General features: G+C 69.7%; 23 protein-coding genes. 13 read left to right on the top strand and 10 right to left on the bottom strand.

Annotation, left to right across the window (positions count from 1 at the left end):
• The first annotated feature begins 37 nt into the window (after window positions 1-37).
• The 4 genes from ACWCWD_RS22830 to ACWCWD_RS22815 all read left to right on the top strand — a co-directional run bounded on the left by ACWCWD_RS22830 (window position 38) and on the right by ACWCWD_RS22815 (window position 2,218).
• Entirely contained in the window at window positions 38-436 is a 399-nt protein-coding gene (locus ACWCWD_RS22830) for a DUF6181 family protein (RefSeq protein ID WP_450775003.1), read from the top strand.
• A complete protein-coding gene (locus ACWCWD_RS22825; protein ID WP_450775001.1) occupies window positions 433-1,041 on the top strand; it encodes a DUF6349 family protein in 609 nt (202 codons plus the stop codon). Before ACWCWD_RS22830 ends, ACWCWD_RS22825 begins: the two co-directional genes overlap by 4 nt.
• A 200-nt stretch (window positions 1,042-1,241) precedes the next feature.
• On the top strand, window positions 1,242-1,520 hold the full coding sequence (locus tag ACWCWD_RS22820) for a DUF6211 family protein (protein WP_450774999.1): 279 nt from the start codon (window positions 1,242-1,244) through the stop codon (window positions 1,518-1,520).
• A 44-nt stretch (window positions 1,521-1,564) separates the two neighbouring features.
• A complete protein-coding gene (locus ACWCWD_RS22815) occupies window positions 1,565-2,218 on the top strand; it encodes a hypothetical protein (protein ID WP_450774997.1) in 654 nt (217 codons plus the stop codon).
• 530 nt (window positions 2,219-2,748) lie between these two features.
• Here the strand turns inward: ACWCWD_RS22815 and ACWCWD_RS22810 are convergent.
• The 4 genes from ACWCWD_RS22810 to ACWCWD_RS22795 form a co-directional block, all read right to left on the bottom strand.
• Window positions 2,749-3,495 (bottom strand): hypothetical protein, encoded by a 747-nt coding sequence (locus ACWCWD_RS22810; protein WP_450774995.1) that lies wholly within the window; start codon window positions 3,493-3,495, stop codon window positions 2,749-2,751.
• A gap of 326 nt (window positions 3,496-3,821) precedes the next feature.
• Entirely contained in the window at window positions 3,822-4,277 is a 456-nt protein-coding gene (locus ACWCWD_RS22805; protein WP_450774993.1) for a PaaI family thioesterase, read from the bottom strand.
• A gap of 54 nt (window positions 4,278-4,331) precedes the next feature.
• Window positions 4,332-5,003: an enoyl-CoA hydratase-related protein gene (locus ACWCWD_RS22800; RefSeq protein ID WP_450774991.1), complete on the bottom strand. Its 672-nt coding sequence runs from the start codon at window positions 5,001-5,003 to the stop codon at window positions 4,332-4,334.
• Window positions 5,004-5,058: 55 nt separating this feature from the next.
• Window positions 5,059-5,670, bottom strand: a complete 612-nt coding sequence (locus ACWCWD_RS22795) for a TetR/AcrR family transcriptional regulator (RefSeq protein ID WP_450774989.1) — start codon at window positions 5,668-5,670, stop codon at window positions 5,059-5,061.
• 179 nt (window positions 5,671-5,849) lie between these two features.
• Here ACWCWD_RS22795 and ACWCWD_RS22790 point away from each other — a divergent pair, with 179 nt between their 5' ends.
• From ACWCWD_RS22790 to ACWCWD_RS22780, 3 genes are read left to right on the top strand one after another with little or no spacing between them, the layout of a single operon-like run.
• Window positions 5,850-6,671, top strand: coding sequence for an MBL fold metallo-hydrolase (locus ACWCWD_RS22790; RefSeq protein ID WP_450774987.1), 822 nt, complete (start codon window positions 5,850-5,852; stop codon window positions 6,669-6,671).
• A gap of 47 nt (window positions 6,672-6,718) precedes the next feature.
• Window positions 6,719-8,152 (top strand): aldehyde dehydrogenase family protein, encoded by a 1,434-nt coding sequence (locus ACWCWD_RS22785; RefSeq protein ID WP_450774985.1) that lies wholly within the window; start codon window positions 6,719-6,721, stop codon window positions 8,150-8,152.
• Window positions 8,153-8,199: 47 nt separating this feature from the next.
• Complete coding sequence (locus ACWCWD_RS22780; RefSeq protein ID WP_450774983.1) at window positions 8,200-8,835, top strand: NAD(P)-dependent oxidoreductase; 636 nt, start codon at window positions 8,200-8,202, stop codon at window positions 8,833-8,835.
• Window positions 8,836-8,904: 69 nt separating this feature from the next.
• Here the strand turns inward: ACWCWD_RS22780 and ACWCWD_RS22775 are convergent, their stop codons facing one another.
• Genes ACWCWD_RS22775 through ACWCWD_RS22760 form a run of 4 tightly spaced genes read right to left on the bottom strand, consistent with a single transcriptional unit; the run spans window position 8,905 to window position 13,992 of the window.
• Window positions 8,905-10,152: a hypothetical protein gene (locus ACWCWD_RS22775; RefSeq protein ID WP_450774981.1), complete on the bottom strand. Its 1,248-nt coding sequence runs from the start codon at window positions 10,150-10,152 to the stop codon at window positions 8,905-8,907.
• The gene (locus tag ACWCWD_RS22770; protein ID WP_450774979.1) at window positions 10,152-11,234 is read right to left on the bottom strand and encodes a TniB family NTP-binding protein; all 1,083 of its coding nucleotides are present in this window, start codon (window positions 11,232-11,234) and stop codon (window positions 10,152-10,154) included. Before ACWCWD_RS22770 ends, ACWCWD_RS22775 begins: the two co-directional genes overlap by 1 nt.
• Entirely contained in the window at window positions 11,231-13,255 is a 2,025-nt protein-coding gene (locus ACWCWD_RS22765; RefSeq protein ID WP_450774977.1) for a Mu transposase C-terminal domain-containing protein, read from the bottom strand. The genes ACWCWD_RS22770 and ACWCWD_RS22765 overlap by 4 nt, the downstream gene beginning before the upstream one ends.
• Window positions 13,252-13,992: a TnsA-like heteromeric transposase endonuclease subunit gene (locus ACWCWD_RS22760; protein WP_450774975.1), complete on the bottom strand. Its 741-nt coding sequence runs from the start codon at window positions 13,990-13,992 to the stop codon at window positions 13,252-13,254. The genes ACWCWD_RS22765 and ACWCWD_RS22760 overlap by 4 nt, the downstream gene beginning before the upstream one ends.
• 253 nt (window positions 13,993-14,245) lie before the next feature.
• On the opposite strand from ACWCWD_RS22760, the gene mobF reads away from it, so the two are divergent.
• On the top strand, window positions 14,246-18,685 hold the full coding sequence (gene mobF / locus ACWCWD_RS22755; protein WP_450774973.1) for a MobF family relaxase: 4,440 nt from the start codon (window positions 14,246-14,248) through the stop codon (window positions 18,683-18,685).
• A 318-nt stretch (window positions 18,686-19,003) separates the two neighbouring features.
• A complete protein-coding gene (locus tag ACWCWD_RS22750; RefSeq protein WP_450774971.1) occupies window positions 19,004-20,293 on the top strand; it encodes a helix-turn-helix domain-containing protein in 1,290 nt (429 codons plus the stop codon).
• A 149-nt stretch (window positions 20,294-20,442) separates the two neighbouring features.
• Here the strand turns inward: ACWCWD_RS22750 and ACWCWD_RS22745 are convergent, their stop codons facing one another.
• Together ACWCWD_RS22745 and ACWCWD_RS22740 are read right to left on the bottom strand one after the other, a co-directional pair.
• On the bottom strand, window positions 20,443-20,655 hold the full coding sequence (locus tag ACWCWD_RS22745) for a DUF397 domain-containing protein (protein ID WP_450774969.1): 213 nt from the start codon (window positions 20,653-20,655) through the stop codon (window positions 20,443-20,445).
• Window positions 20,652-21,521, bottom strand: a complete 870-nt coding sequence (locus ACWCWD_RS22740) for a DUF5753 domain-containing protein (protein WP_450774967.1) — start codon at window positions 21,519-21,521, stop codon at window positions 20,652-20,654. The genes ACWCWD_RS22745 and ACWCWD_RS22740 overlap by 4 nt, the downstream gene beginning before the upstream one ends.
• A 275-nt stretch (window positions 21,522-21,796) precedes the next feature.
• On the opposite strand from ACWCWD_RS22740, the gene ACWCWD_RS22735 reads away from it, so the two are divergent.
• From ACWCWD_RS22735 to ACWCWD_RS22720, 4 genes are all read left to right on the top strand, one after another.
• Complete coding sequence (locus ACWCWD_RS22735) at window positions 21,797-22,270, top strand: hypothetical protein (protein ID WP_450774965.1); 474 nt, start codon at window positions 21,797-21,799, stop codon at window positions 22,268-22,270.
• Window positions 22,267-22,713 (top strand): ATP-binding protein, encoded by a 447-nt coding sequence (locus ACWCWD_RS22730; RefSeq protein WP_450774963.1) that lies wholly within the window; start codon window positions 22,267-22,269, stop codon window positions 22,711-22,713. The genes ACWCWD_RS22735 and ACWCWD_RS22730 overlap by 4 nt, the downstream gene beginning before the upstream one ends.
• Before the next feature lie 17 nt (window positions 22,714-22,730).
• Complete coding sequence (locus ACWCWD_RS22725; RefSeq protein WP_450774961.1) at window positions 22,731-23,108, top strand: hypothetical protein; 378 nt, start codon at window positions 22,731-22,733, stop codon at window positions 23,106-23,108.
• A gap of 165 nt (window positions 23,109-23,273) precedes the next feature.
• Window positions 23,274-24,131, top strand: a complete 858-nt coding sequence (locus tag ACWCWD_RS22720; protein WP_450774959.1) for a hypothetical protein — start codon at window positions 23,274-23,276, stop codon at window positions 24,129-24,131.
• Window positions 24,132-24,199 lie beyond the last annotated feature (68 nt).

Here is a 24,199-nt window from a genome sequence, read left to right as displayed (position 1 = left end):
CACCCGCCAGCATCCCGAGTCATCGAAGGCCCACACGATGGACGAGACGACAGAAGACCGAAGCACCACCAGGACGCCGAGCCGCCGAGGAGCCGCCACCCCCAGCCGGGACGGCATCCACCGGCTCAGCGTTCCCCTCCACCCCCGGCTCAGCGCGACCGAGCTGATCCGCGTACTCCTCGCGGCCCCGAGGGCAAACGACCTCTCCGCCCTTGACCCGGTTCAGGTCCGGTCGCTCATCGCAGACGTGCTCACCCAGCACGGCTATGACGTGCTCGACCGGTCGCCGTACTACCCGGAGCTCGACCGTCACCAGGACGCCCGCCGCGCGGTGCGCCGTGCGTACGGGACGCGGTTCCTCGATGCCCCCGACGAACAGGCCGCGCTCGCGGACCCGCTCCGCGAAGTCCTCGCCGTCGGAAGCAGGAAACCGTGACCGCCACCGTCGTCGAGCCGACTGGAGCACGGGCACGGCAGACGTACTACTGGAGAGTGCGCAACGCGCGGACGCGCCACCGCCCAGAGAGCGCCGGGCAGGCGTGGCACATCCAGGCCGGACACCCCGGCGGCGCGTACAGCGACCTCGGCCACGAACTGGACACGCCCGCACACCACACCCCGACCCTGCTCTCCCGGAGCCGGCCGACCAGCCGCCGGGGGGAGAAGCAGGAGTTCCGTGGCGGGTGTCTCGCGTGCCCGTGGGAAGGCCCCGTGCACTGCGGGGACGGGTTTGGGGGTGGTGACAACGTGGCGGTGGAGCAGGCACACGACCATGCGTTCCCCGGCTGGAGGACGTTGCCGCCGATCCCCACCGTCGAGGACCGATGGGCAGTGCCGCGGAGCCGGAGCCGCTGGGCCCAGTTCACCGCCAGCTACCCGGCCGGTTGGATCGACCAGGGCGCCCCCGTCGTGGCGTGGAGCCGGTACCGCCGCGAAGCCCACGCCCCTCCGCACGCGGGACGTCCCCGCTACGAACTCCGCGTTCCTCGGCCGCCCGTCGGCCGGGGCCAACGCTCCGAAGATCAGGGGGCCCTCTTCTGATGAGCGCCGTCGTCCGGATCAGGGCCCCACCCCACCCAATCCAAAGGTGGTTTAATTACTCCGCTGACGGCGGAGCGGGCAACCTCCGACCGGCCGCGTGCCCCGCGGGCACGACACACCCCAGACAACAGACGACGGCCAGCGCACAAGGGCAACAAGGCGCTGGCCGTCAGTGTCCTCTCACCAGAAAGAACCCCACCATGCTATGCGACCGACACCCCGACTGTCCCCAGCCCGGCGACGTCGCCCAGCTCATCACGGGTAACAGCATTGATGCCGACCCGAACGACACCTTCGTCATCGTCGAGGACTTCCCCCCGACCGGCCGGCACATCGTGCTCAACTTCCCCGTCGACCACCCCGGCCGTGCCGACTGGGCCGCCGCCGTCCCCCTGGCCGACATAGCCACCCTCACCCGACTCGAATCGGCGGGCAGCCGTACATGGGCGCCGGCCCCCGACCCGGACGACATCCCGTAACCACACAACGCGGTCACGACCGCGACCGAGAACAGGAGGCGAGCGTGTCCCCGAAGACCGGCCGCACGCTTTACTCGCGCGCAGACCTGCGCAAGGTCCACGGCATCAGCGAGCCGACCCTTCAGAACCTCTGGACCGACCGGGAGAACAACGGGCACCCGCCCGTCGCGGACACCATCAACGGCGTCATGCACTGGGACGGCGACGCATGGGCGACGTGGCACCACGAGCTCCAGCGGCAGCGTGCCGCCGCCGCCACCACCAATCCGCCGAAGCTCGACGGCGACCCCGAAGAGATGGTGGGCCCCGCCGAAGCCGCGAAAATCTGTGGATTCGCCGACTCCGCCACCGTCTCCCACTACGTCAAGAACCCGCCCGAGGGGTGGCCCGAGCCCGATGACTGGGACGAGCTTCCGACCCGGCGGCGGCCTAAGTGGAAGCGGTGGAGGCTGTGGCACTACCTCGCGGAACGCAAGGGCCGCGGGCACGCCGGAGGGCGCACCGCGGGCCGCAAGGGCCTGGCCTACCCCTACCAGGGAGACGAGCGGCTGACCCTCGCCCGGCAGGCCATCGCGGCGAACCCCGGCGCGAAGAACGCCGACCTGATCCCCCAGCTCCAGAGCCAGACGGAGAAGACCTACTCCCGCCCAACCTGGAACCTCATCCTCAAGTCCGCCCGCGAGCACCCCGAGGAGTGACCCGTGCCCGACACCCCCTGTCCGCGCTGCGGCGGCCCACTCGGTGAACGACCCGCCCGATCCCGGATCACGGTTGATCGTGACGTTCGAATCTGCGCCGCTTGTGGGACCGAAGAAGCTGTTCGGGACGCAACTGGGCAGACACCAGTACCGTTCGGCGATTGGCCGGTGAAGTAGACGGTGCACATGGGGAGGGCCCCCACCCCTCAGAGGGGTGGGGGCCCTCCCCATGTGCGTGTCCGGTCAGGGCCGTGGGTGCAACGGAGTGGCCGGGGGAGCGCCGTCCGGGGCGTCGTCCGTGGGGGGCTCCGTCAGCCAGCGCCACAGCCGTCGCCGCAGCGCGGCGAAGGCCCGTCGCTTCAAGCGTGCCGCCCATGACCGGATGTGTCGCGCACGTCGGCGAATTCGTGGGCCGTAGTGCGAGAGGAGCACGGGCATTAGCAATAGGGAGAGAAGCAGCAGGTAGAGGAGCAACCAGTGGGACATCATCACGATCAACCTCACGCGGGTCTCGGTACCCCCGCGCGAAGCTATGCAGCGAGGGTGAACTCGGTCGGGCCGGGAACCGGACCCGCTCCGGGAGCGCGGGGCACGCACGGTACGGCCAGCCGCAGGACACCGCATGGCGAGGACTCGTTGGGCGGGACAGCGGCGAGGTGATCGAAGAACTTGCCGCCACCCATCAGAAGGCGCTGCGCGAGGACCAGAAGCAATCCGGAGAGCGCGGACGCGGCATCAGCAAGGTGTCGAAGCTCAGCCCAGTTCGGAACATGTCCGCCCCGACTGAGGTCATCAAGTCGATGACTGAACTGGTCGATCAGGTCAATGATGAAAGTCGCGGTCTTACCTGCGCCGGCCGAGTGCCAAACGATGGACTCCAGCCCCGCGAGCCGATGCTGTCCATCGGCGACGTACTGCTGGGCGGGAGGTGGCGCATCGGCAAGCCCATGGAGGAGCCCGGATGTGCTGCTCGGGAGACCCAAGGTCTCCTCCGCCGTCCGGAGCAGGAGGCGTGCTACATCCTCAGACTTTGGGGAGTTGGAGAAGTCCTTCGCCAGGAAAGCCCAGAACTGCCCCCAGTCACCCAAACGGGCGCTGGCCAAGTTCAGAGCGCCGACGCGGTCGAGGTCGACTCCGTGGGACAGCATGCTGGTCGCCAGGATCATGTCGACGTCCTGAACAGGCTGAACAGCTGTCTTGTGTGCCCAGGACCCCGTCATCAGCTCTGGCAGCGTGGGGAACCACGCTGCGGGCATGATCGGAAGAGGGTCGGTCACGTCGGGAAGCCTACTCCGCCCGACTCCAGCTCTGTTCGGTTCCGCCCTTATGCGACCCGTCCTCATCAGAGCCACCCACACCTATCGGCAGGTAACAGTCACATCAGCGATCAGGCGACCAATCACCGATTCACCGGAGTCACATCCCTGTTGGATGTCCGTTGCACTCGAAGGTTGCGCATCCGACCGGCGGTGGCCAGCGCGACGAAACCTTTGTCGTCGCATCGCGCGCCGAAGGTGCGCAGACCTACCTTGCGTCTGCACCGGCCCAGGGCACGTGAATGCGACGACTCCCGTGCCCGGCAGTCGTCGAACCTACCCGCGGGTCAGGTTGTGCTCTGGAGGATGAGGCAGGTGGTGGTGGCGTGGGCGATGAGCTTGCCGTTGTCGTCCAGCACCTTGCCTTCGGCGGTGGCGGTGCGTCGGCCGGTGTGGATGACGGTGCCGGTGGCGGTGAGTTTCTGGTCGTCGGTGCGGGCGGCGCGAATGTAGTTCACCTTGAGTTCGAGGGTGGTGTAGCCGGTGCCTGCGGGGAGGGTGGTGTGGACGGCGCAGCCCATGACGGAGTCGAGGAGGGTGGCGGCGATCCCGCCGTGGACGGTGCCGAGGGGGTTGGCGAAGTCGGGGTTGGTGTTCAGGGACATGACGATGCGGCCGTGCTCGACCTCGTCGAAGTGCATGCCGAGCAGGCGGCGTATGGAGGGAACGTCGTCGCTGTCGGTGCTCTTCACCCAGCGCAGCAGCTCCAGGCCGGTCATGGCGGCGGGGTCGGCGGTGGTCACGCTCGTACTCCTTGATCGTGTGGTTCAGGGGCGGGTGGGGGCGTGCGCCGGCGGTCAGCCCAGGGGGTTGGAGGAGTCGCGTAGGGCGGCCAGGGCAGGGGCGTACATGCGGGCCTTGATGGTGGCGAGGGTGTCGCCGGCCTTGGCCGCGTTGGTGCGGGCGAGGTCGACGGCGGTGCTGCGGACGGCGTCCTCGGCGACCGCGTGGTCGACGATGCGGGCGGCTGCGGCGTCGGTGCCGCCGTAGCGGTGGCCGGTGAGCATCGCTTCGTGGGCGGTCTGCGGGTGCAGGCGGGCCTGGACGAGGGCGGCCATGCCGGGGGTGAAGGGGATGTGGATGTCGACTTCGGGCAGGCACCAGAAGCCGCGGTCGGCGCGCATGACCCGGAAGTCGTGGGCGAGGGTGAGCATCGCTCCGGCGGCGAAGGCGTGTCCCTGGACGGCGGCGACGGTGATCACGGGCAGGGAGAGCAGGCGGGCGAAGAGCCGCTGGACGGAGACGATGTAGTCCCGGTACTGGTCGGGGTTGGCGGCGAGCCAGTCCAGATCGAGGCCGTTGGAGTAGAACTTGCCGCGCGCCTCGGTGACCAGGGCGCGCGGTCCTTCCGTCTTCTCGACCTCGTCCAGGGCGGATTCCAGGGCGGTGATCCAGTCGGGGTGGAAGCGGTTCTCCCCGTCGCCGAGGTCGAGGGTGAAGACGTTGTCCTGGCGCTCCAGCGTGGGCATGGCGGCTCCTTCGGAGTGGACCGTTCGGGGTCGGCGTGTTCGGTGTCGCTGCGGTTTACCGGCCAGTACTGTCGCGGGTGTCGGGCCGGTCGGCAAGGGCGTGGACGAGCAGTGCGTGGATCTCGGCGGCGGCGTCCTCCATGGGGGCGGTGCTTTCCTGAGCCCGGCACATCACCACGGCGCCCTCCTCCGCGGCCACGATCAGGGCGGCCAGGCGGCGGCTGCGCTCCTCGGACAGGCCGTGCCGTTCCAGGAGAGCGGTGAACGCCCGCTGCCAGCGCAGGAAGACCTGGCCTGCGGTGTGGGCGAGTTGGGGGGCTTCGTCGTTGGCCTCCACCGCCACGGCGACGATCGGGCAGCCGGACCGGAACCCGCTGTCCTTCACCTGGTCGCGCCAGCGTGCGAAGAAGTCGTCGACCGCCCGGATCGGGTCTTCGGTCTGCGCGAGGGTTTCGATCATGCCGGTCATCAGGTCGCCGCCGAGTGTGACCGCTTCCTCGATCAGCTGGGTCCGGCCGCCGGGGAAGTGGTGGTAGACCGAGCCGCGTGGGGCTTTGCTGTGGGCGAGCACCCGGTCGATGGTGGTCGCGCTCGCGCCGTACTCGCGCAACAGGGTCATCGTGGAGCTCACCATGCGCTCACGGCTGTCGCTCTTACGGGGACTCATCGCGCCCCTTTCCTCGCCTGGCGGGCCGCCGCCTGCCTGCGGGACGGACCGGATGGTGCTGATGTGGTACTTGGCCCTGTTTGCGGACCCGGTCCCGGCATTCTATGGTCTAAGACATAGAACATACAAGGGAGTGGCCGGCCGCCCGGCCACCCCGCCGCCGAAAGGATTTGTTCGTCATGGCCTCCGCGCTTTACTTCAACGTGTTCAACGCGCCCGAGAAGCCGATCGTGGGCGACCGGCCCCATGCGCTGGGGGCGCCGATGGCCTGGGATCCGATGGCCCCGGTCCTGATCTACGGGGAGCACGACGCGGTTCTTGTGGACCCGCTGACCACCGTGCCCGAGGCCGAGGCGCTGGCCGCCTGGGTCAGGCTCCACCACCGCAATCTCACGACGATCTACATCACCCACGGCCACCTGGACCACTTCGCCGGGCTGAGCGTGCTCCTGCGGCACTACCCCGACGCCAAGGCCATCGCGACGCCGAAGGCGGTCGAGTTCGCGCACACCCAGTCCGCGGCTGCCTACCGCAAGCTCCTGCCCGGGCAGATGCCCACGGCGATCGCCCTGCCCGAGCCCTTTGCCGACAGCTCCTTCGAGCTGGAGGGCCACGAGCTGCGCATCATCGAGCAGGGCCGCACCGACGCGCCCGACAGCACCTCGCTGTACGTGCCCGCTCTCGACCTCGTGGTCGGCGGCGACGTGGTCTACAACCAGTGCCACCAGTACGTCGCCGAGCTCACCGACGACATCCGCGAGAACTGGATCGCCGCGCTGGACCGCCTGGCGGCGCTGAACCCGAAGACCGTCGTCGCCGGCCACAAGAAGCCGGGCGTCCCCGACACTCCCGAGTGCATCGAGTGGACCAAGCGCTACCTGAACGACTTCGCCCGCCTGAAGAAGGAGACCTCCGGCGAGCGCGAGCTGTTCGACGCCATGGGCGAGCTGTACCCCACCTGGGCCGCCCGCCAGTCGTGGCTGATGTTCGGCCTGGCCTGACCCCGAACCCCGGCACCTCGAACCCACCCCATGTCCCAGGAGACACCATGACCACCACACCCGCTGCCGCACACGTGTTCGGCATGCTGATAGACGGTCGGACCGTTCCCGCCGAGGGCACCCCGCTTGAGGTGATCAACCCGGCGACCGGACAGGTCATCGGCCACGTCCCGGACGCCACCGACGCCCAGCTGGACCAGGCCGTCGACGCCGCCGCCCGCTCCTTCGCCACCTGGCGGACCGTGCCCGTCGAGGAGCGCCGTACCGCGGTCCGCTCACTCGCGCAGGTGCTGCGTGAGCACCGCGAGGAGCTGGCCGCGCTGCTGACCGCCGAGCAGGGCAAGCCGCTCGCCGCGGCGCGCGGCGAGATCAACGCCGCAGCCGCCTACTGCGAGGGCACCGCCGCGCTCGACTTCCCCGAGGAAGAACTGCGGGAGGACGCCACCCACCGGGTGCGGATCCGGCACATACCGCTGGGCCCGGTCGCCGGCATCGTGCCGTGGAACTTTCCCGTGGCGCAGGCGTTCTGGAAGATCGCCCCGGCTCTGCTCACCGGCAACACCCTCGTCCTCAAGCCCGCTCCCACGACGCCGCTGACGACCGCCCGCATCGGTGAACTGCTGCACGACGCGCTGCCGGCCGGCACACTCAACATCGTCACCGGCGGAGACAGCCTCGGCCCGCGGCTGACCGAGCACCCGGGCATCCGCAAGATCGCGTTCACCGGGTCCACGGCCACCGGCCGCAAGGTCATGCAGTCCGCCTCGCACCACATGGCCCGCCTCACCCTCGAACTGGGCGGCAACGACGCCGCGATCGTCCTCCCGGACGCCGACCTGGACACCATCGCCGACAAGCTCTTCTGGGCCTCGTTCAACAACACCGGCCAGGTGTGCGTCGGCTCCAAGCGCATCTACGTCCACGAAGACATCTACGACGCCTTCGCCGAGCGCTTCGCTGCGGTGGCGCGGCAGGTCCGGGTCGGAGACGGTGCCGAGGACGGCGTGCAGCTCGGCCCGATCAACAACCGCGCCCAGTACGAGCGGGTCGTCGCCCTCATCGAGCAGAGCCGCAAGGACGGACTGTCCTTCCTGGTTGAGGGCGACATCCCCGACGGGCCCGGCTTCTTCGTCCACCCCACCGTGGTGGACAACCCGCCCGAGGACGCGCCGATCGTCACCCAGGAGCAGTTCGGTCCCGTGGTGCCGCTGCTGAAGTGGCGCGACGAGGACGAGGTCATCGCCCGCGCGAACAACTCCGAATACGGTCTCGCCGGCTCCGTATGGGGCACGGATCTGACAGCGGCCGAGCGGATCGCCGGGCGGATCGAGTCGGGCACCGTCTGGGTCAACGAGTCCCAGCGCTACTCACCCCAGCTCCCCTTCGCCGGCCTGAAGGACTCCGGCATCGGAGCCGAACACGGCGTGGAGGGCCTGCTGCACTTCACCGACGTGCAGGTCACCTCCGTCCGCAAGGGCTGACAGCACCCGCCCCGCAAACTCCCCGATCAGTACGTGACAAGGTCATCATGAACATCGTTCTCTACGCCGCGACCGGCCGGGCCGGAAGCGCCATCCTCCAGGAACTCATCAGCCGCGGACATCAGGTGACGGCCGCAGTCCGCCACCCGGAGAAGCTGCCCGCCGGCCTCGCTGACACCGTGAAGACGGTTCGCGACGACCTGAGCAGCACCGACCGTATTGCCCAGGTCGTCGCCGGCGCGGACGCCGTCGTGAGTGCCTACGGGGCGCCGCTCGACGACACCGATCAGCTGGTCGGCGTCACCGAGCGTCTGATCGCCGCCGTACGGCAGGCGGACGCACCCCGCCTGATCGTGGTGGGCGGTGCCGGTTCGCTGGAGTACTCGCCCGGCGTCACGGTCCTCGACTCCGGCCACTGGCCCGAAGCCTGGGCCCCCATCGCCCGCTCCCACATGAAGGCGTTCGCCGCCCTGTGCGCCTCCGACATCAACTGGACCTACTTCAGCCCGCCCCTGCTGATCGAACCCGGCGCGCGCACCGGCACCTTCCGGCTGGGCAAGGACGCCCTCATCCAGGACGAGCAGGGCAACAGCCGGATCTCCTTCGAGGACTACGCCATCGCCCTGGTCGACGAACTCGAAAAGCCGGCACACCAGCGGTCCCGTTTCACCATCGGCTACTGAAACCGGCGCCTCTCGGCTGCGGCGGCACCCTCACCCGGACCGATGCCCTACGTCTGCACCTCGCCGACGTCATCGTCCAGGGCCTGATCCACTGGGACATCTGGCCTCGGCCCCGCCCGCCCGAGGCCCCCGCTCCAGGCACCATGCACGGTCACACCGACCGCTGGTGTGGCAGGCGAGAGTCTGTTCCTTCGAGGCTGCGGCGCGCAGTTTCGCGGCCGATTCCACCATCTGGTCATCAGTGCGTGTGCTGTGCCAGATGGTGCCTTCCCACTTCACGTACTGAGGTTCGCCGTCACGGAGGAGGACCGGTTTGAGGTGGCCGTGGAATAGGAGGGTGCGGCCCTGATCCCGGCGGCTGCGGCTGAACCACATCGCGCTCTTCTCGTGGCGGGCGCGTCGGTTCGCTGCGATGCCGGGGAGGGTGCCGCGGACGCGGCCGGGTGTGTAGGTGGCCAGGGGCCGACTCGGTGGCCGCCAGGAGTCGGCGAGCGCCCAGTGCGCGACGGCGTCGCCGCTGCGGCCTGGCGGGCTGTAGGGGTAGGTGACGCGGCCCGCGACCTCCGCGAAGAACCGGGCCTGCTCGGCCTCGGTGCCGCCGGCCAGCCGTCGCCAGTGAGACGAGGCAATCAGCGGGGCCAGGGCGACGGCTTCGGGATAGACCGCGGCGAACAGCCGCGAGGTGCTGTAGTCGACGTAGTCCTGCTTCTCCCGGTCGAAGGGGATCAGGATGTCGAGTCGGTCGTCCCAGGTGTCCCAGGAGCCGAAGGGCGACGGGCGCCCGTCCGCGGACCAGATGTGCGCGCAGATCATGAGGCCGGTCAGCACCGCGTCGTAGGTGGCGGCCCAGCCGTAACGCCGCAGCACGAGCAGGTGGCGCCGCTGTGCGTCGATGATGTCCGGGAGCCGGGCGAGATCGACGGCGCCATGGTCGATGTCGGGCGGGCCGATCCAGGTGCCGTGCCGCAGGCAGACGTAGGTGTGGTGAGGCAGGAGCCGGACCACCCGGCCGCCGGGATGGCGGGCGTCGCAGAGGTGGCAGCCGGTCTGCGGCTGGTGACGGAACATCTCCCAATTCGATAGCGGGTCGCGCAGTTCCGGCATCGCTCCGGCCAGGGCGTGGACGCTGCGTCCGGTCAGTGCGGCGAGTCGTTCGGGAACGACGATGCGGCGCCCGGCCCCCGGATAGGCGGGCTCGGTGACCTGCAACCACAGGCCGTGGATGTCCAGGCCGTGCAGGGTGGCCAGGCGGCTGACGTAGGACAGGGGGATCTCATGCCGGGCGGGCGGAACAGGGTCGGGCAGCGTACGCAGCATCAGGCCACGTGCCTCCGACGCCCCGTCGACTTGGCCGGAGCGGTGAGCCGTTCGGACTGCTCGGCGGCGAAGTCGATCGGGACAATTCCCAGCAGCGCTTGGGTGATGGCCTCGCTGCCGTCCTCGATGGCCAGCACGGCGGCGCCGCGGACGAGCTGCGACAGGCTGCCGATCATGCCGCCGGTGCGGTGGAAGAGGTAGTCGCTCATCGCACTCAGCGTGCCCGGCGCGTGCTCGTGCAGGCGGAGCATGGATTCCAGCGTGCCGACCAGGCCCCTCCACGCGTCCTTGTCCGCGGTGGTGGCATAGGGGAACGGGGCGGCGGGGATGACGACGAACCGCCCGGCGATCTGCCGTCCCCGCGTGCCGGCGAACAGCCCCCGGCTCTCGATGTCGATGCCCGCGTAGCCGAACGTGGCAGGCAGCCGCTCGGCAAAGTACTTCAACTGGTCGGCGGCTTCCGCCCCGGCCCGGGAGCCGAGGTTGAGGTTGTGCAACTCGTCCACCAGGACCAGGTCGACGTGGATGTGCGCGGCGGTGGCGCAAACTGCGTCGACGACATCGATGTGGGTGGCCCGGGCCGGGAAGGTCAGCCCGAAGAACCGGGCGAATTCCATCGCGAGCATTTTCGGTGTGGCCGCGGGCGGGACGGTCACATAGACGACCGGCAGCCGGGACCGCTCGTGCGGGTGCCGCTTGCGAGTGGCCAGCTCGTGCGCGCGGCCCAGCTGGGTGAGCGCGGTCGTCTTGCCCGTGCCGGAGGCGCCGGAGAGGATCACACCGCGGCGGGCGGAGACCTGGTGGCGGTTGAGCTGGATCAGCAGCCGGGCGGTGGAGATCACCTTCCGGATCGTCGGGGTGTTCACCAGCGGCAGGTCCGCGTGATACTCCCGCCGCCGGTCGTCCATCCGGTCTCGCTCCCGCGCGGTCAGCGAGGCCCGCTCGGCGGCGGGCAGCAGCTTCGGCGGGACGGTCTCGTGCTCGACGTAGCGGCGCCAGCCCTCCTTGGTGGTCAGTGGGGAGTCCGGCGGCGCCTGCTCGCCGGTCTCCGGCTGCGGCGCTGCAGTCGTGGGTGTGCTCATAGCCACCTTTCGGCTTCGGCGTGGGCGTCGAAGACTCCGAAGGGCACCACCTCCGCGGACGGGGAGGCCGCCGCGGAGTCGGGCGTGTTCTCGGTCTCGGGTGCCGTCCCGGGCGAGGGGAGGGCGGCGGCGGTGCGGGTGCGGCCGATGACCCGCGCGGAGCGCAGGTCCGGTCCGTGCTCGGCCCGGGTCAGCAGCGCGTCCAGGACGCGCGCGACGTCGGCCTCGTTCGCGTCGTCCAGGCCGGCCGCGGCGGCCAGGCGCCGGGCGTGGTCCCAGGTGAAGTCCGCGAAGGGGGCGTTCACCAGCGGCAGGTGGGCCCAAGGCGCGGTGATCCAGCCGCCGGTGGTGCGGACGAAGACGCGGGTCAGGTCGTAGGGGTCGTAGTGCACCTCCCACAGGCCCCGCTTGGCCGCGTGGCCTGAGTGCTGGCGCCGCCACGGCCCCAGCTCCGGTGCGTCGTAGGTGCGGTAGCCGATGCGGATGCCATAGTCGTTGATCGCCCGCCAGGCCACCGGTAGCAGCTCCAGGTAGTCCTCCCCGCGCAGCACCAGGGGCAGGTAGCCGGCCGCCGCGACCAGGGAGGCGTACTTGTCGTTCGGCGACATCGCCTTCCCCGGCCGGAACGGGTCGCGCAGGGCGTCGTGCGGCCTCATCTGCCACCCGGCCAGCAGCCACTCCTCCAGCAGGCCCTGAAGTTCGGGGATCGTCCAGACGGCGGCCTGCTCGACGCGCTCGCCGCGGCGGGTGACGTCCCGGCCGGTGTAGCCGGCCAGGTGCTGGCCAAACAGCGTGTTGATCGCGGAGAACGTCGCCTCCACGATCGCCTTGTCCGTCGGCGTGCGCGGACGCGCCCGCTGGACGGAGATGCCCAGCCGTTCGCAGGCCCGCAGGAAGGTGTCGGAGATGAACACCTTTCCGCCGTCGATGACCACGGTGTCCGGCACGATCACCGGCTTCGCGGCAGCCTGCTCCATCCGCGCGTCGATGCCGAGCAGCTGCCGGTGCGGCATCCGCGAGGCCGCCATCCGCAAGCTTGCAGACCAGCCCGGCCGCATCGGTTCCGGGACCAGCATCCGCGCCAGCAGCAGCGAGGCGTCCACCGCCTTGGTGCCCACCGGCCGCAGCACCGCCGCGCAGATCGTGCGGGTAGCGACATCGACCGCGATGGTTAGATCCGCCCGCGCGGTCACCCCCGAGTCCAGGATCACCATCACATCGAGCGGGGTGGAGTCGATCTGCACCTGTTCCCCGGGTCGGTCGGCGAACGTCGGTGTGAACGGCCCCGTCGGCCGGTTCGCCGTCTGCCGCCGCGTGACCGCCGAGCCGAAGGCGTGCCGCCCCGTGGCGAGCGTGTCGATGAGCTTGTAGAGGGTGCGCGTGCTCGGCAACGGCACCACCCCTTCGCCGTGCGCGGCCTCCACCGTTTTGATCACGCGGCGGATCAGCCGCGAGCGGGTGCCGGTCGAGACGTTCGTCTCGCTGTCGAGCACCTCGCGGATCGCCGCCACCAGCCGGGCATCCGCCCGGCCAGTCGCCTCCCACCGCCGCGTCGTGCGCTGATCCACCAGCCCCCAAAGGCCCTGCTTAAGGTAGCGCGACCGCTTGCCCTCCACCGTCCGCAGGCTCACGTCCAGCTCGGCCGCCTTCGCCTGCATCCGCTCGGTCAGCGACCGCGTCGCCGGGTCGTACTCCGGCCGCGCGGGTGTTCCCGGCTCGGCGCCGGGCGGCAGCCCGGTCTCCACCTCCACCACATGCCGCTGCCACTCGACCGCCGCCGCTCGCGCCGCGTCCGGCAGCGTCTCCAGCAGACCGAACGGCTCCAGCTCCGGCAGCGGCTCGGCGCCGGTAACAGCGAAGTCCGGCGCAGCCATCAGAAACGAGGCCAGCACCACCGATTCCGCCCCGGCAGCGGACCGCAGCCGCACCGCCGTCCCGGCCAGGGCCACCACCTGATGCTCATCGCTGTCGAAGGTCACCCAGTCGCCCGGCCGCAGCACCGAGCCCCCGCCCGCGGTCACCGGCCCGTCCCCGGCGAGACCAGCGAACCGCCGTGCAGCGGCACCGACACATCCACCGTCAGCTCGTGCGACCACAGCAGGTGGAACAGCACCGGCAGCACCGCCAGCGGCTCACCCGCCGTCGCGGCCCCGACCATCAGCGGCAGCGGCTCGGCGAACACCTCCCGCAGCCGCGAGGCGGCCGGCTCCACGCCGTGCCGGGGGTGCCGGTAGCCCGCCAGCCACCGGACGTTGCGGACCACGACGGCATCCGGGGCGCCCAGCAGCCGGAACTCCCATCCCACCTCGGCGCAGGCTGCCGCCGTCGTCTCGAACTTCGCCACGTCCCGCGGGCCGCGGCGTTCGGCCGGGCGGCAGTCGACGACCACGGCCGTCCCGTCGTCGCGGCGGGCGAAGTAGTCCGGCGCGTGCGAGACCGGCCGCCCGTTCGCCGCCGACCAGAACAGCCAGAACGGCTGCGAGGAGATCCCCACCACCGCCGGGTCGAAGTCCAGCAGCATGACCTGGTCGCGCTCCAGCCAGGACTCGTAGCCGACGTGCCCGCCCGTCGTCGCCGACCACCACAGGCCCGGCAGGTTCCGCTGCCGGCGGTACGACGCGAAGGCCCGCACGGGAAGGGCGTGCTCGAACGGCACGGCCCACACCTCTGGTAGCGGGCGCCGTAACTCCATCCCGTCCGGGGCGACGTACGCGACCTCGAACCCAGACGCCGACGGCCCGGCAGAACCGCCGGGCATGACCTCTAACGTACGGACCACGTCTGCCTAACCCCACCCGTCACCGCAAGGTAACTCTTCGACCCGCAAGATCCCCCGCAATGTACAACTTCAATCCGCAGCCTCCGAAGTCACAGGACATTGGATCTTGAGATCCCCGTCCCCGCGCGCAGCGATCTCAGAATCAGAGGACCAAGGTATCGTCACTCCGTGACGATACAATCAGCCAAGATGACCGAATCTGACCGGTCGAAGGCGGGGGGTGAGCGGGCCGATGGGATGGGTGACCATGATCGGCCCGTCCGACGAGCAGGTTGAGTACCGCCTTACCGGCGGCCACGGATGCGGGAAGTCCGTCGCGGTCGACGCCGAACCCCTTATCGCCGCCATCGAGGCCAAGGCTGCGGTCGCCGGTGTCCCCGTCGCCTCCCTGCTTGCGAACCGTGAGGCCAAGCGCGCTTTCTTCCGCGCCCGCGGAGCCGTCCGCAGCAAGGGCGCTGCTCGGTTCACCGGGTTCGACGCCGTCGAAGTCGCTGCCGCAGCCGGGCTCGACGCCCGCGACCTCTACGGCGAACACGCGCTCCCCGCCCGGAGCGCGGACGGACAGGTGGACTACCACCTGGACGCCAGCGAACGGCCCCTGGTCTGGATCGGTGGCGGGCTGAGCGAGTTCGGCATCGTGCCCGGCAGCGTGCTCGCCCCGGAGCAGTTCCCGGCTGCCCGGCGCCTGATGCTCGGGGAAGACCCCCGGACCGGGCAGACCCTCGTGGACCCCAAGTTGGCCATCGCGCAGGCCGCCAAGCTCCCCGCCGCCCCGCTGGCCCGCGCCATCCGCCGTACCGCCGCCGAGCGCAGCGTGAACCCGGTTTCCCTGCTCGACTCCAAGCGCAAGCAGGACGCCTTCCGCCGGATGGAGAACCAGATCCGGCGGTTCGGAGAGTCGCACCGCGTCCCCGTCTCAACGGTGTTGAAGCTCGCCGACGCGGTCGGGATCGATGCGGCCGGCCTCTACGGCGAGGACGTGGTGGAGAAGGCGGTCACCGCCGAAGCGGGCGGCCGACTGGACGCCCGCGCGCTTCTGCGCGCGGTCGAGGCCCGCGCCGCCGAGTCTGGACAACAGCCCGCCGACCTGTTCGACGCCGCGTCGATGAAGCGTCGGTACGTGCAGACCGAGGGCGAAGGCGCACGCCGTCTTCGGGATCTGCCGATGGACGTCCGCGAGGCCGTCTCGATGGCCAGGGCCGCGGGGCTCACGCCCGAGGACGTGTGGGACGCCGAGGAGATCAAGGCCGCGCTCCTCGAAGGTCGCGTGCAAGTCGGCAATCGCGGCGCGGACGTGACCCTGGACTTGTCGAAGTCGAAGTCCGCGTTCCTCGCGTACGCGCCCGAGGAGATCGCCGCCCAGGTCGAGGGCATCTACACGGCCGCCGGCCGGGAGTCCATCGGTGCGCTGGAGCGGTGGACCGCGTACGCCATGCGCGGCCACCACGGCGACGGCGAAGAAGCCGAGACCGTGAAGACGAGCGGGTTCTCCGGCTGGATGATGGTCCACCGCGCCGCCCGCCCCGTCGATGGCGCCCCGTACGGAGACCCCCACTTCCACCTGCACTTCACCCTCGCGAACATGGTCAAGGGCACCGACGGTAAGTGGTCCACGATGGCCAGCGGAGGCCGCGACCTCCACCGGCACACCCGGGCGACCCAGTCCCTCATGAATGCCCGCATTCGCCGGGAGTTGACCGACACGTTCGGCATCAGCTTCCGCCGCGAGGAGCGGACTGGCGCGTGGGAGATCGCAGCGATCCCCGAGGCCACGATCCGGCTGTTCAGCAAGCGCGACAGCCAGGTCCGGGACCTGCTGACGAAACTCGGCATCGACTACGACAGCGCCACGACCCGCGAGCGCACCGCCGCTTCCACCGCGTCCAAGGCCGCGAAGAACGGCGAGGCCGCCGGGGTCGGGGACGATGTTCTCCGTGCCTACTGGCAGGCCGAGGGTCGCGCGGCTGGAGACGACCCCGACGCCATCGCAGCCAGCGCGATGGAACGGGACCGAGCGGACCAGAACCCCACTCTGGACGAGCTGTGCGCCCAGGTCTTCGACCCCAAGACCGGCCTGACTGCGCACGCCAAGGAGTTCACGCACGCCGCCGCCATCTCCGCCGTGCTTGACGCCCTCCCGTACGGCGTCGCGGACGCCGCCGAAGCCGAACAGCTCACCAACTCCGTACTCCGGCACGCCGGATACGCGGTCCAGCTCAACCCGAAGGGGGGCGCCCAGCACTTTGCGCACGCCGACCGGTACACCACGGCGGATGTCGTGGCGGCCGAAGCGCTGATCGTCTCCGAGGCCACGAACCGGCTCGGGACTCAGGTCGCCGTCGTCAGCAGCGGCACGGTCGAGATGACGCTGTCCACCGTCGAGGCTCAGCACGGTGGCAGCTTCGCGTTCTCCGGCGAACAGGTTGCCGTTCTCGACCGGCTACTTACGGCCGGACACGGAATTGACGCCGTGGTGGGCATCGCGGGGGCAGGCAAGACCACGATCATGGCCACCGCGCGCCAGGCATGGGAAGCGCACGGTCTCGTCGTCGCCGGGGCGAGCACGGCCGCCGTCGCTGCCGCGAACCTGAAGGCTGAGGCGGGCATCGAGTCCCGCACCCTGGCGTCGTGGCTCACTGGCATCCGCGCCGGAGGCCCCGGCCTCACCGGCGTGGACGTGTTGGTCGTGGACGAAGCCGCGATGTGCGATGACCGCGACATCGCCGGACTCCTCACCCACGCCGCGAAAACCGGCACGAAGGTCGTCGGCATCGGCGACCCCAAGCAGCTCCACTCGCCCGGCATCGGCGGCAGCTTCGCCGCCGTGCACCACCTCGTGGGCGGACTCACCCTCAGCCAGAACTTCCGCCAGAAGGACATGGTCGAACGCCGGGCCCTCGAACTGTGGCGCGACGACAACCGCGTGGAATCGCTCCGTACCTTCGCCGGAACCGGCCGCGTGCACGCTCTCGCGGACAAGGACACCACCCTCGCCGCGATGCTCACCGTCTGGGCCGACAAGCGGGCCGCGCACACCGACGACCACACCGCCGTGCAGCAGCTCCTCATGCTCGCCGCCACCAACGAGATCGTGGAAGAGCTGAACACCGGCGCCCGCGCACTGCGGAAGGAGAACGGCGATCTCACCGGCCCCGAGCACGTCTACGCGCTGCCCGGTGGCGGCGAGCTGACCCTGTCCGTCGGCGACCAGGTCCTCCTACGGGTCAACGACTACCGAGGCAAGAAGAGCCGAGGCGCGAGCGAAGACGTCCTGAATGGTTTCCGCGGACTCGTGCGAGCCGTGGACGAGGACCGCCGGCTGCTGGTCGAGTGGCGGGAGAAGACCGAGGACGGCCATCGCGCCGTTGCCGAATGGGTGGACGCCGACTACATCGCACAGGGCGGGCTCAGCCTCGGATACGCGATCACCGGCCACAAGTCGCAGGGACTCACCGTCCAAGAGGCTCTGGTCTACGGACCCGGCGCCCAGGCGAACGCCCTTTACACGATGATGAGCCGCGACAAGATGGAGTCCCACCTCTTCCTGCCGCTCTCCGTCTACGAGACCGACGCTGACCGCGCCCGGCACGGCGACGCACTCACCGAACAGGAACAGCTTGACCGCGCCGTCGCGGGCCTCATCCGCGAGATCGAGACCGGCACCGAGGAACGCATGGTCCTCACTGAACTCCCGAAGGACGCGGTCCCCGCCCACGTCCGTCAGGTTGTAGCGGACATCCCGATCCCGCGCGCCCCCAGGGTCGATCAGCCCCACGACGCAGACACTTGCGTAGAGGCTCCGGAGCAAGAGGACCGTCCCGCACCGGCGGACGCCGAGCAGACCATGGCATCGGCCACACCCGCGAACGCCACGCCGACAGCTGACCGTCCATACGCCCACCTCGGTAACTCGGCACTGCGCGACGCCATGCGCAAGGCCGCCATCGCTGCCCGCGCCACAACGACGGCGGCCGATCAAGCGGAAGCCGACGCCGATCGTGCCGAACAGAGGGCCGCTGCCGGTACAGGTCCCAAATCGCTCGGGCTCGAACGTCACCGTCAGCATGTCGCCGAACGGGCAGTGTTCATCCGCGAAGTTCGAGCGTTGGACGCCACGATCGCGGAATGCACCGCTCGACTGAACGGCACGGTGGCCCGTATCGAGGGCCTTGAACAGCAGCTGGCCGCGACGGGTCGTTTCGGACGGGCGACCTTCCGCGGCGACGAGCGTGCTGCGGTCGAGGCGGACCGGGAAGCACTCCTTCGGGTCCGTGAGGAGACGGTTCAGGAGCTGGAGCAGACGGCCAGACGGCTCCAGGAAGCCACCCGGCAGGCCGGACCGGTCAACGAGCATGAAGCTGTGCTGAGGGAAGCGGGTGTGCCGGCGCAGGAACACGCCGTGTCTCAGCGACGGGCCAGGGAGAAGGACCACGGTGACGCTGCGAGGCTTCGGACGGAGGCCGTCACGAAGCGGAGCACTGCGGGTGGCGCTGCCCACCGCGAAGCTGGACTCCGAGCCGAGTTTGCGTTGCGTGCGGAGGGGAGCCTTGGCGCTGGTGAAGCTGCGGCGCGATCCACGTCAGATGCGCGTCTCTCATATGCCGATCGCACCACGATGCAGTTCTCGCCCCAGCCATTGACAGAACCGGCTTCGGACGAGCTGTCCTACTAGGCGGTCGATCCGCGATTCGTAGCCGTCGTGGGCCAAGCGTGCGGCCAGTCTAGGCGTTCAAGGACTGCCGACCCTGTGCCCAGTGGTGGGTGCCGACGGCTGACCCCTGTGGCGGAAGCATTCGCGAGGCGTGAGTGACGTTGCCGGGTGTTCCGCGAGAGTGGGATTCCGTTGCGGGCTGCTGGACGAAGAGTCCCCGCGTAACGAGCAACTGGCCTGTTTCGCAAGGGCCTTTGCACGCTACGCAAGCATGCTCGACGGTACGGCTGCGTAGCCGTACGGTGAGGGCCCCGTTTGTGCGGCGTGGGAGGGGGCCTTGTGTCAGGCGACCCATGGAACAGCGCTCAGGCTCGCGAGTTAGCCGAACAGAGGCGCCCCGGCGCGCTCATCCGGCTCGGGCGCGAAAACCACGAATGGACGCTCGTGGCACTCGGAGCCCGGCTCGGTTGCTCGGCGGCGACCGTGTCGCGGCTGGAGCGGAGCAAACGTGTCGTCGACCTAGCACTTGTGCACCGTGCTGCGCTCGAAGTCGGGGTCCCGCGACACATCTTGGTGCATTCGCTGGCGCCTCCCGCCTCGAATGCCTCGACGGCCACTAGAGTGACGGCCAGTCTCCACGTCGAGGAGGACCCGATGCGCCGCCGTACGCTGCTCGCTGCCTCGGTGGTCGCCGGGCCGACCACCATGTTGCTGGGGATGGACGAGGCCCTGGCCACCACCCCGTCCCCAACGAGCAGTGGGCGCCTGGACGGACGAATCGCCGCCGCGCGGGGCCTGTTCGACCGTGGCGCTCACAGCCGCCTCCTCGCCGAGCTGCCCGGCCTCATCGGTGACGGCCACGCCGCTGCGTCTTCGCGCCGCACCCTTGATCAGGCCCGGCTCTCCGCGGTCTACAGCCTGGCCTCATCGGTACTGAGCAAGGTCGGCTCCTACGATCAGGCCCGGCTCACCGCCGACCGCGCCCGCACGTGGGCCGAAGTCTCCGGCTCGCCGCTCGCCTCGGCAGCCGCCGCTCGGGAACTCGCGATCGTCCTGCGCCACCAGGATCGAACCGCCGAAGCCCAGACGCTCTTGACCACGGCCGCGGCCGACGTGGAGGCGACGGGACTGCGGACCGACGCGTCGAAGTCCGCGTACGCACAGATGCTGTGCACCCTGGCGTACACCGCCGCCCGCGGCGGCCACCGCGCGGACGCCCTGGCAATGACCGAGGAAGCACGGCGCGCCGCCCGTCGGCTCCCGGCGAGCGCCCCGTCCGGCCGCCTTTTCGGGATCACCCCGGCCGCAGTCGACCTGTACGCAGTCGGTGTCCACTGGGCTCTCGGCGATGCAGGGGCAGCGCTGGAGGCCGGCAAGAACCTGCGGCCTGAGCACTTTCCGACCGCCGAGCGACGGGCGCGGATGGGCACGGATATGGCGAGGGCCTGGTGGGCGTGGCAGCGACCCGAGCAGACAGCTCAGAGTTTGTTGACCGCGTTCCGCGCCAGCCCCGGGGAAGTCCGGGACCGGGCCGCGATCCGGAGCATCGTCATCGGCCTGGCCGAGCAGCATCCCCGCACCCCGGGGGTACGAGATCTCCGCGCTGCGGTTCTGCGGCCGGCGCGATAGCACTGGCCCCGATGACGTCCTGCACTTCGGCGCTTCCTACGGGCGATCGCAAGGGAGTACGCTCACCAGCCCTCGGGTAGTTCTGTGCAAAAGGCTGGCTTCCCCCCTCACTGGTCGTGGGGGGGAGCCAGCCTTTTGAGCTCAGTGACTCAGACAGCAGAGGACGCGGCGAACCGCGTAAACGCCGTGAACTTAGCTGCCCTGAAGGCAAGCGCGGCGCCTCCGGGATTCTTGGAGTCGCGAACGTAGACGGCGTCGGTCCCCTCGGCGATCTCCACGCACTGTCCCTGCTCCCCGCCGCTGTAGGAACTCTTTCGCCAGGTCAGACCGGCAGGTGGACCGAGAGCGGTGTTGTTGGTCATTCGAACCTTTCCTTCAGGTGAGTGTTGATAAGGTCCCGCGATTCATCTTCAGGAAGCGCGAGGTCAGCAATCCTCTCGAACATGTCCGAGAGGTCGTTCACGGCGTCCGGGCCATCCAGGAAGTTCCCGCCGAGCGAGTTGTCGATGGAGATGGCAGCCGGCCAGGGGTGGACGAATCCCATGATGGTCATCGCCTGGTTGGCGGCAGCGTAGGCAGGGACGTCGGCCGGCACGATCTGGATTTTGATGTTGGGCTGCTTCGAATCATCGGCCAGCTTACGGAGTTGATCTCTCATCACGTCGGGAGCGCCCGGGAAGCGGTGAAGCAGAGCGGTTTCCGAGATGAGGGCGTGCAGCTCCGCCCGACCGGAAGGGCGATGCAGAACTTCCTGACGGGCGATACGGATACTGCTGAGCATGTTCGAACGGTCGCGGTTGTCCGGGTGGAGGGGACTGTGGAAGACCTCCCGGATGTAGCCCGTCGACTGTAGGAGGCCGGGGATGATCGCCGGGTGCTGGACCTGAATTCTCTTCGCCTTGGACTCCAGGATGATGAAGTCGAGCAGGGCGCGAGAGATCAGATCGACGTATGGGCCCCACCACCCACTGGCCGCTGCCTCGTTGAAGGCTGCGGCAATCTCGCGGACCGCGTCTTCATCCTCGATGCCGCACACCCTCAGCATCGCGCGGACGTCGTCAGCGTTCATCCTGTAGATGCCGCGTTCGAGTCGACCCTGCCGGGTGGTGTCCCAACCGAGCAGCTTGGCCGCCGCACCGGGCGCCAGGCCAGCCGCTTCGCGGTACGTGCGCAGCAGGCTTCCGGCGCGACGCCTCATGACGGGCGGAGGGGACTTCGGGGTGCTCATGGGGAGCATTCTGACAGTCACCAGGGAGAGTTGGCCATGGGACGCCTGTTCCCTCGAATCGAGAATTCTGTCCTCGATGTTGCGCGAGCGTGCTCGATGACGGCATTCTAGTGCCCGCGAGGTGACGCCGCGTCGTTCCTTGATCACTTAACGGCGCGCGCCCCTCTCCTGTGTGACCTGCAGCGTCTCGACGACGTCAGGCAGTCACCCAGCTCGCATGGACCAGGCATCCCCCATCGAAGCCGAGGCACCAGATGCGTAGATCCCACTCTTGGATGGACGAGGAGCGCGCCCTCGCGGAGCGGTTCGACCAGTGGCGCGTTCGTGTTCAGCCTGACCCGTACCTCGCGATAGGGGCGGGCCGGCGGGAGCAGATGCAGCGGGTGGTCACGCGAGTTCACGCCCGGGGGCGAAGCCCGCGCGTCTGCCGTTACGCCCTCTCCTCCGGAGGGGTGTGGCCTGCGGACTCCCTTACCTCGCTCGCACACTTCGCGATGCAACAGGGCTGGGTGGTCCCGGCGAACGGTGGGTTCACGGACATTGATGGCCTGTCCGATGAGGCCCGCCCCGGTTGGAACCTGGTACGGCAGCAGGTCCGCGGTGGCTATGTCGACGGCGTTGTGGTCTTGACTGCGTCGGCGATCAGCGAACATCCCGCCGATTACCAGAGCGAGCTCAACTGGTTCGCGGAGCACCTGGCGTTCATCGCGATGATCGTCCCGGAGGCTGCTTCCAGGAGGCGCACGTGAGTACCACCGTGCCCGGCGCGGCCAACCTCCCGGAACCGCACGCGTGGAAGCGGGACTTCTTCGTCGAGACGCGCTTCGACGCCGATCCGGCACGTCTCCAGGGGTTACGCCGCGTGGCCCGTTCCCTCCTGGAGAGCCGCGACGCGTCCCAGGAATGCGTCGACTCCGTGCTGCTGATCGTCTCGGAGCTGATCACCAACGCCATCATCCACGGGCAGGGGCCGGTCTGCATGCGGCTCACGCTCATGGGCGGCGACCACCTCTTCATCGAGGCTGCCGGGGAGAACCCCGTGCACGCCCAGGTGCTCACACCGCCCCATTCGTCCGAGAGCGGCCGTGGGCTGCTCCTCGTCGAGAGCCTGTCCGACTTGTGGGGCATCAGTGCAGATGGCATGACCACCTGGGCTACGTTCCGCCTCCCGTCCGCACAGGCGAGGTCGTGATGTCGAGGATCACCACCATGATCGCCGAGACCCCTCCGGTCGAAGAAGTGATCGCCGCCGACCTGCTCACTGCGCTGGACGAGATTCTCAACGACGCGCCCTCCGCCGCCACGGCGAGCAGGCGACCGTCCCGCGGCTTACGGTCTCGGCACTCCTCGCCCGCCGCCTTGTCCGGGGCGGACGCGGCCCGAATCCGCGCCTGCTTCGACCGGTCCGTCCGCCCGCTCCTCCACGCGGCCTCCCAACGCATCGCCCCATACCCGACCGCAGAGCTGCACCGTATGGCGTCTTTCGCCCACAGGCAGCCGGCGCCGGGCGAGCAGCAGCTTCCGTACCTGCGCCGATTCGGCCTGGCGATCCTGGCTGTCCTCGACCTCCTGGGAGATGACGAGTGACCCCGCTCGCCTCCCGCCCCCGCACGTCGGGCCGCACTGTCCCCCCTGCGGCCCGACCCCCCCGCCCGGCGCACGGCGACCTCGGTCCCGTGCCCCCCCGACGTGGGACCCGTGCGTCCCGGCGCCGGGCGGATCTACCAAGACGAAGCCCCGACAGGAGTTCCCATGCCCCAAACCATCCGGCCCGACGTAACCGTCACGCCGGGCCCGAGCGTGTCCGAGATCAGGAAGGCCGTTCGCGCGGCCATCGTCGGCGGCACCTACTTGCCGGGCGCTCTACTGAGTGTTGGACGTGTAGCGGCTGACGCGGGGTGCGGGCGGCACCGCCTCGACCGGGTGCGGCTCGCTTTGGCTGATCTGCAGTCCGACGGGCTGTGCGCCGTCGCCGAATCGGCCGATCATGTGCGGGTGGCCGTTCGCCGTCCGGCTCCCGCCGCGACGGAGCGGATCGCCGGATGGCTCCACGAGTTGATCCGGGCTGGCGTCCACCCGCCGCACTCGGCCCTGCCGGAGCGGCAGAAACTCTCTCTGGCCATGGTGGCACCTGTCGCTGTGGTCACCAGCGCTCTGCGCCTGCTGGCCAACGAGTCTGTGATCGTCATGGACGGAACGCAGCGCCCGACGGTCACCTGGGCGCCCGACCTGCCAGGTGCGCCGGATCTCCGCAGCCTCCTCAGCCGCCTGGCCGAGATGAAGTTACCCCGCGCCGCCCTCGACCTTTCCGACATCCGGAAGGCATGCAGCCTGACGCACAACTGGTGGCACACGCGCAACGTGCCGGACCCCGACAAACACCTTCAGGTCTTTCTCGGCCTTGCGGCAGCCGCGGAGCATTTGCTCCCTTTCGCCGCACAGCGACACCCGCGCAATCCCGAAGTGCTCCCGATTCTGCGGCGTGCGGCCGTCACCGCGCTGGCCGACCGGCCTGTGGACCCGTACGAGCAGGTATGGCGCACCGCGTTGCTGGGCGCGGCGGTCCGCGAGGTCAGCAAGCTCGCCCTGGGGCCCGGGCGAACCGCATGACGGCGACACCCACACAGCCGGGCGAGCCCTCCTCTCCACCCGCCCCCACATCACCGGCGTCCCTGCTC

This window comes from Streptomyces sp. NPDC001493 (assembly GCF_053597235.1).
Note: the sequence above shows the minus strand (reverse complement) of the source record. Positions and strands in the feature narration are given on the sequence as shown.

What these genes read in the sequence shown, in the direction of transcription:
- ACWCWD_RS22720 (WP_450774959.1), top strand. Translation starts at nt 23,274, where the DNA reads ATGCCCCAAACCATCCGGCCCGACGTAACCGTCACGCCGGGCCCGAGC.
- ACWCWD_RS22745 (WP_450774969.1), bottom strand. Translation starts at nt 20,655, where the DNA reads ATGACCAACAACACCGCTCTCGGTCCACCTGCCGGTCTGACCTGGCGA.
- ACWCWD_RS22795 (WP_450774989.1), bottom strand. Translation starts at nt 5,670, where the DNA reads ATGAGTCCCCGTAAGAGCGACAGCCGTGAGCGCATGGTGAGCTCCACG.
- ACWCWD_RS22760 (WP_450774975.1), bottom strand. Translation starts at nt 13,992, where the DNA reads ATGCCCGGCGGTTCTGCCGGGCCGTCGGCGTCTGGGTTCGAGGTCGCG.
- ACWCWD_RS22735 (WP_450774965.1), top strand. Translation starts at nt 21,797, where the DNA reads ATGGACGAGGAGCGCGCCCTCGCGGAGCGGTTCGACCAGTGGCGCGTT.
- ACWCWD_RS22830 (WP_450775003.1), top strand. Translation starts at nt 38, where the DNA reads ATGGACGAGACGACAGAAGACCGAAGCACCACCAGGACGCCGAGCCGC.
- ACWCWD_RS22740 (WP_450774967.1), bottom strand. Translation starts at nt 21,521, where the DNA reads ATGAGCACCCCGAAGTCCCCTCCGCCCGTCATGAGGCGTCGCGCCGGA.
- ACWCWD_RS22725 (WP_450774961.1), top strand. Translation starts at nt 22,731, where the DNA reads ATGATCGCCGAGACCCCTCCGGTCGAAGAAGTGATCGCCGCCGACCTG.
- ACWCWD_RS22780 (WP_450774983.1), top strand. Translation starts at nt 8,200, where the DNA reads ATGAACATCGTTCTCTACGCCGCGACCGGCCGGGCCGGAAGCGCCATC.
- mobF (WP_450774973.1), top strand. Translation starts at nt 14,246, where the DNA reads ATGGGATGGGTGACCATGATCGGCCCGTCCGACGAGCAGGTTGAGTAC.
- ACWCWD_RS22820 (WP_450774999.1), top strand. Translation starts at nt 1,242, where the DNA reads ATGCTATGCGACCGACACCCCGACTGTCCCCAGCCCGGCGACGTCGCC.
- ACWCWD_RS22770 (WP_450774979.1), bottom strand. Translation starts at nt 11,234, where the DNA reads ATGAGCACACCCACGACTGCAGCGCCGCAGCCGGAGACCGGCGAGCAG.
- ACWCWD_RS22800 (WP_450774991.1), bottom strand. Translation starts at nt 5,003, where the DNA reads ATGCCCACGCTGGAGCGCCAGGACAACGTCTTCACCCTCGACCTCGGC.
- ACWCWD_RS22775 (WP_450774981.1), bottom strand. Translation starts at nt 10,152, where the DNA reads ATGCTGCGTACGCTGCCCGACCCTGTTCCGCCCGCCCGGCATGAGATC.
- ACWCWD_RS22790 (WP_450774987.1), top strand. Translation starts at nt 5,850, where the DNA reads ATGGCCTCCGCGCTTTACTTCAACGTGTTCAACGCGCCCGAGAAGCCG.
- ACWCWD_RS22785 (WP_450774985.1), top strand. Translation starts at nt 6,719, where the DNA reads ATGACCACCACACCCGCTGCCGCACACGTGTTCGGCATGCTGATAGAC.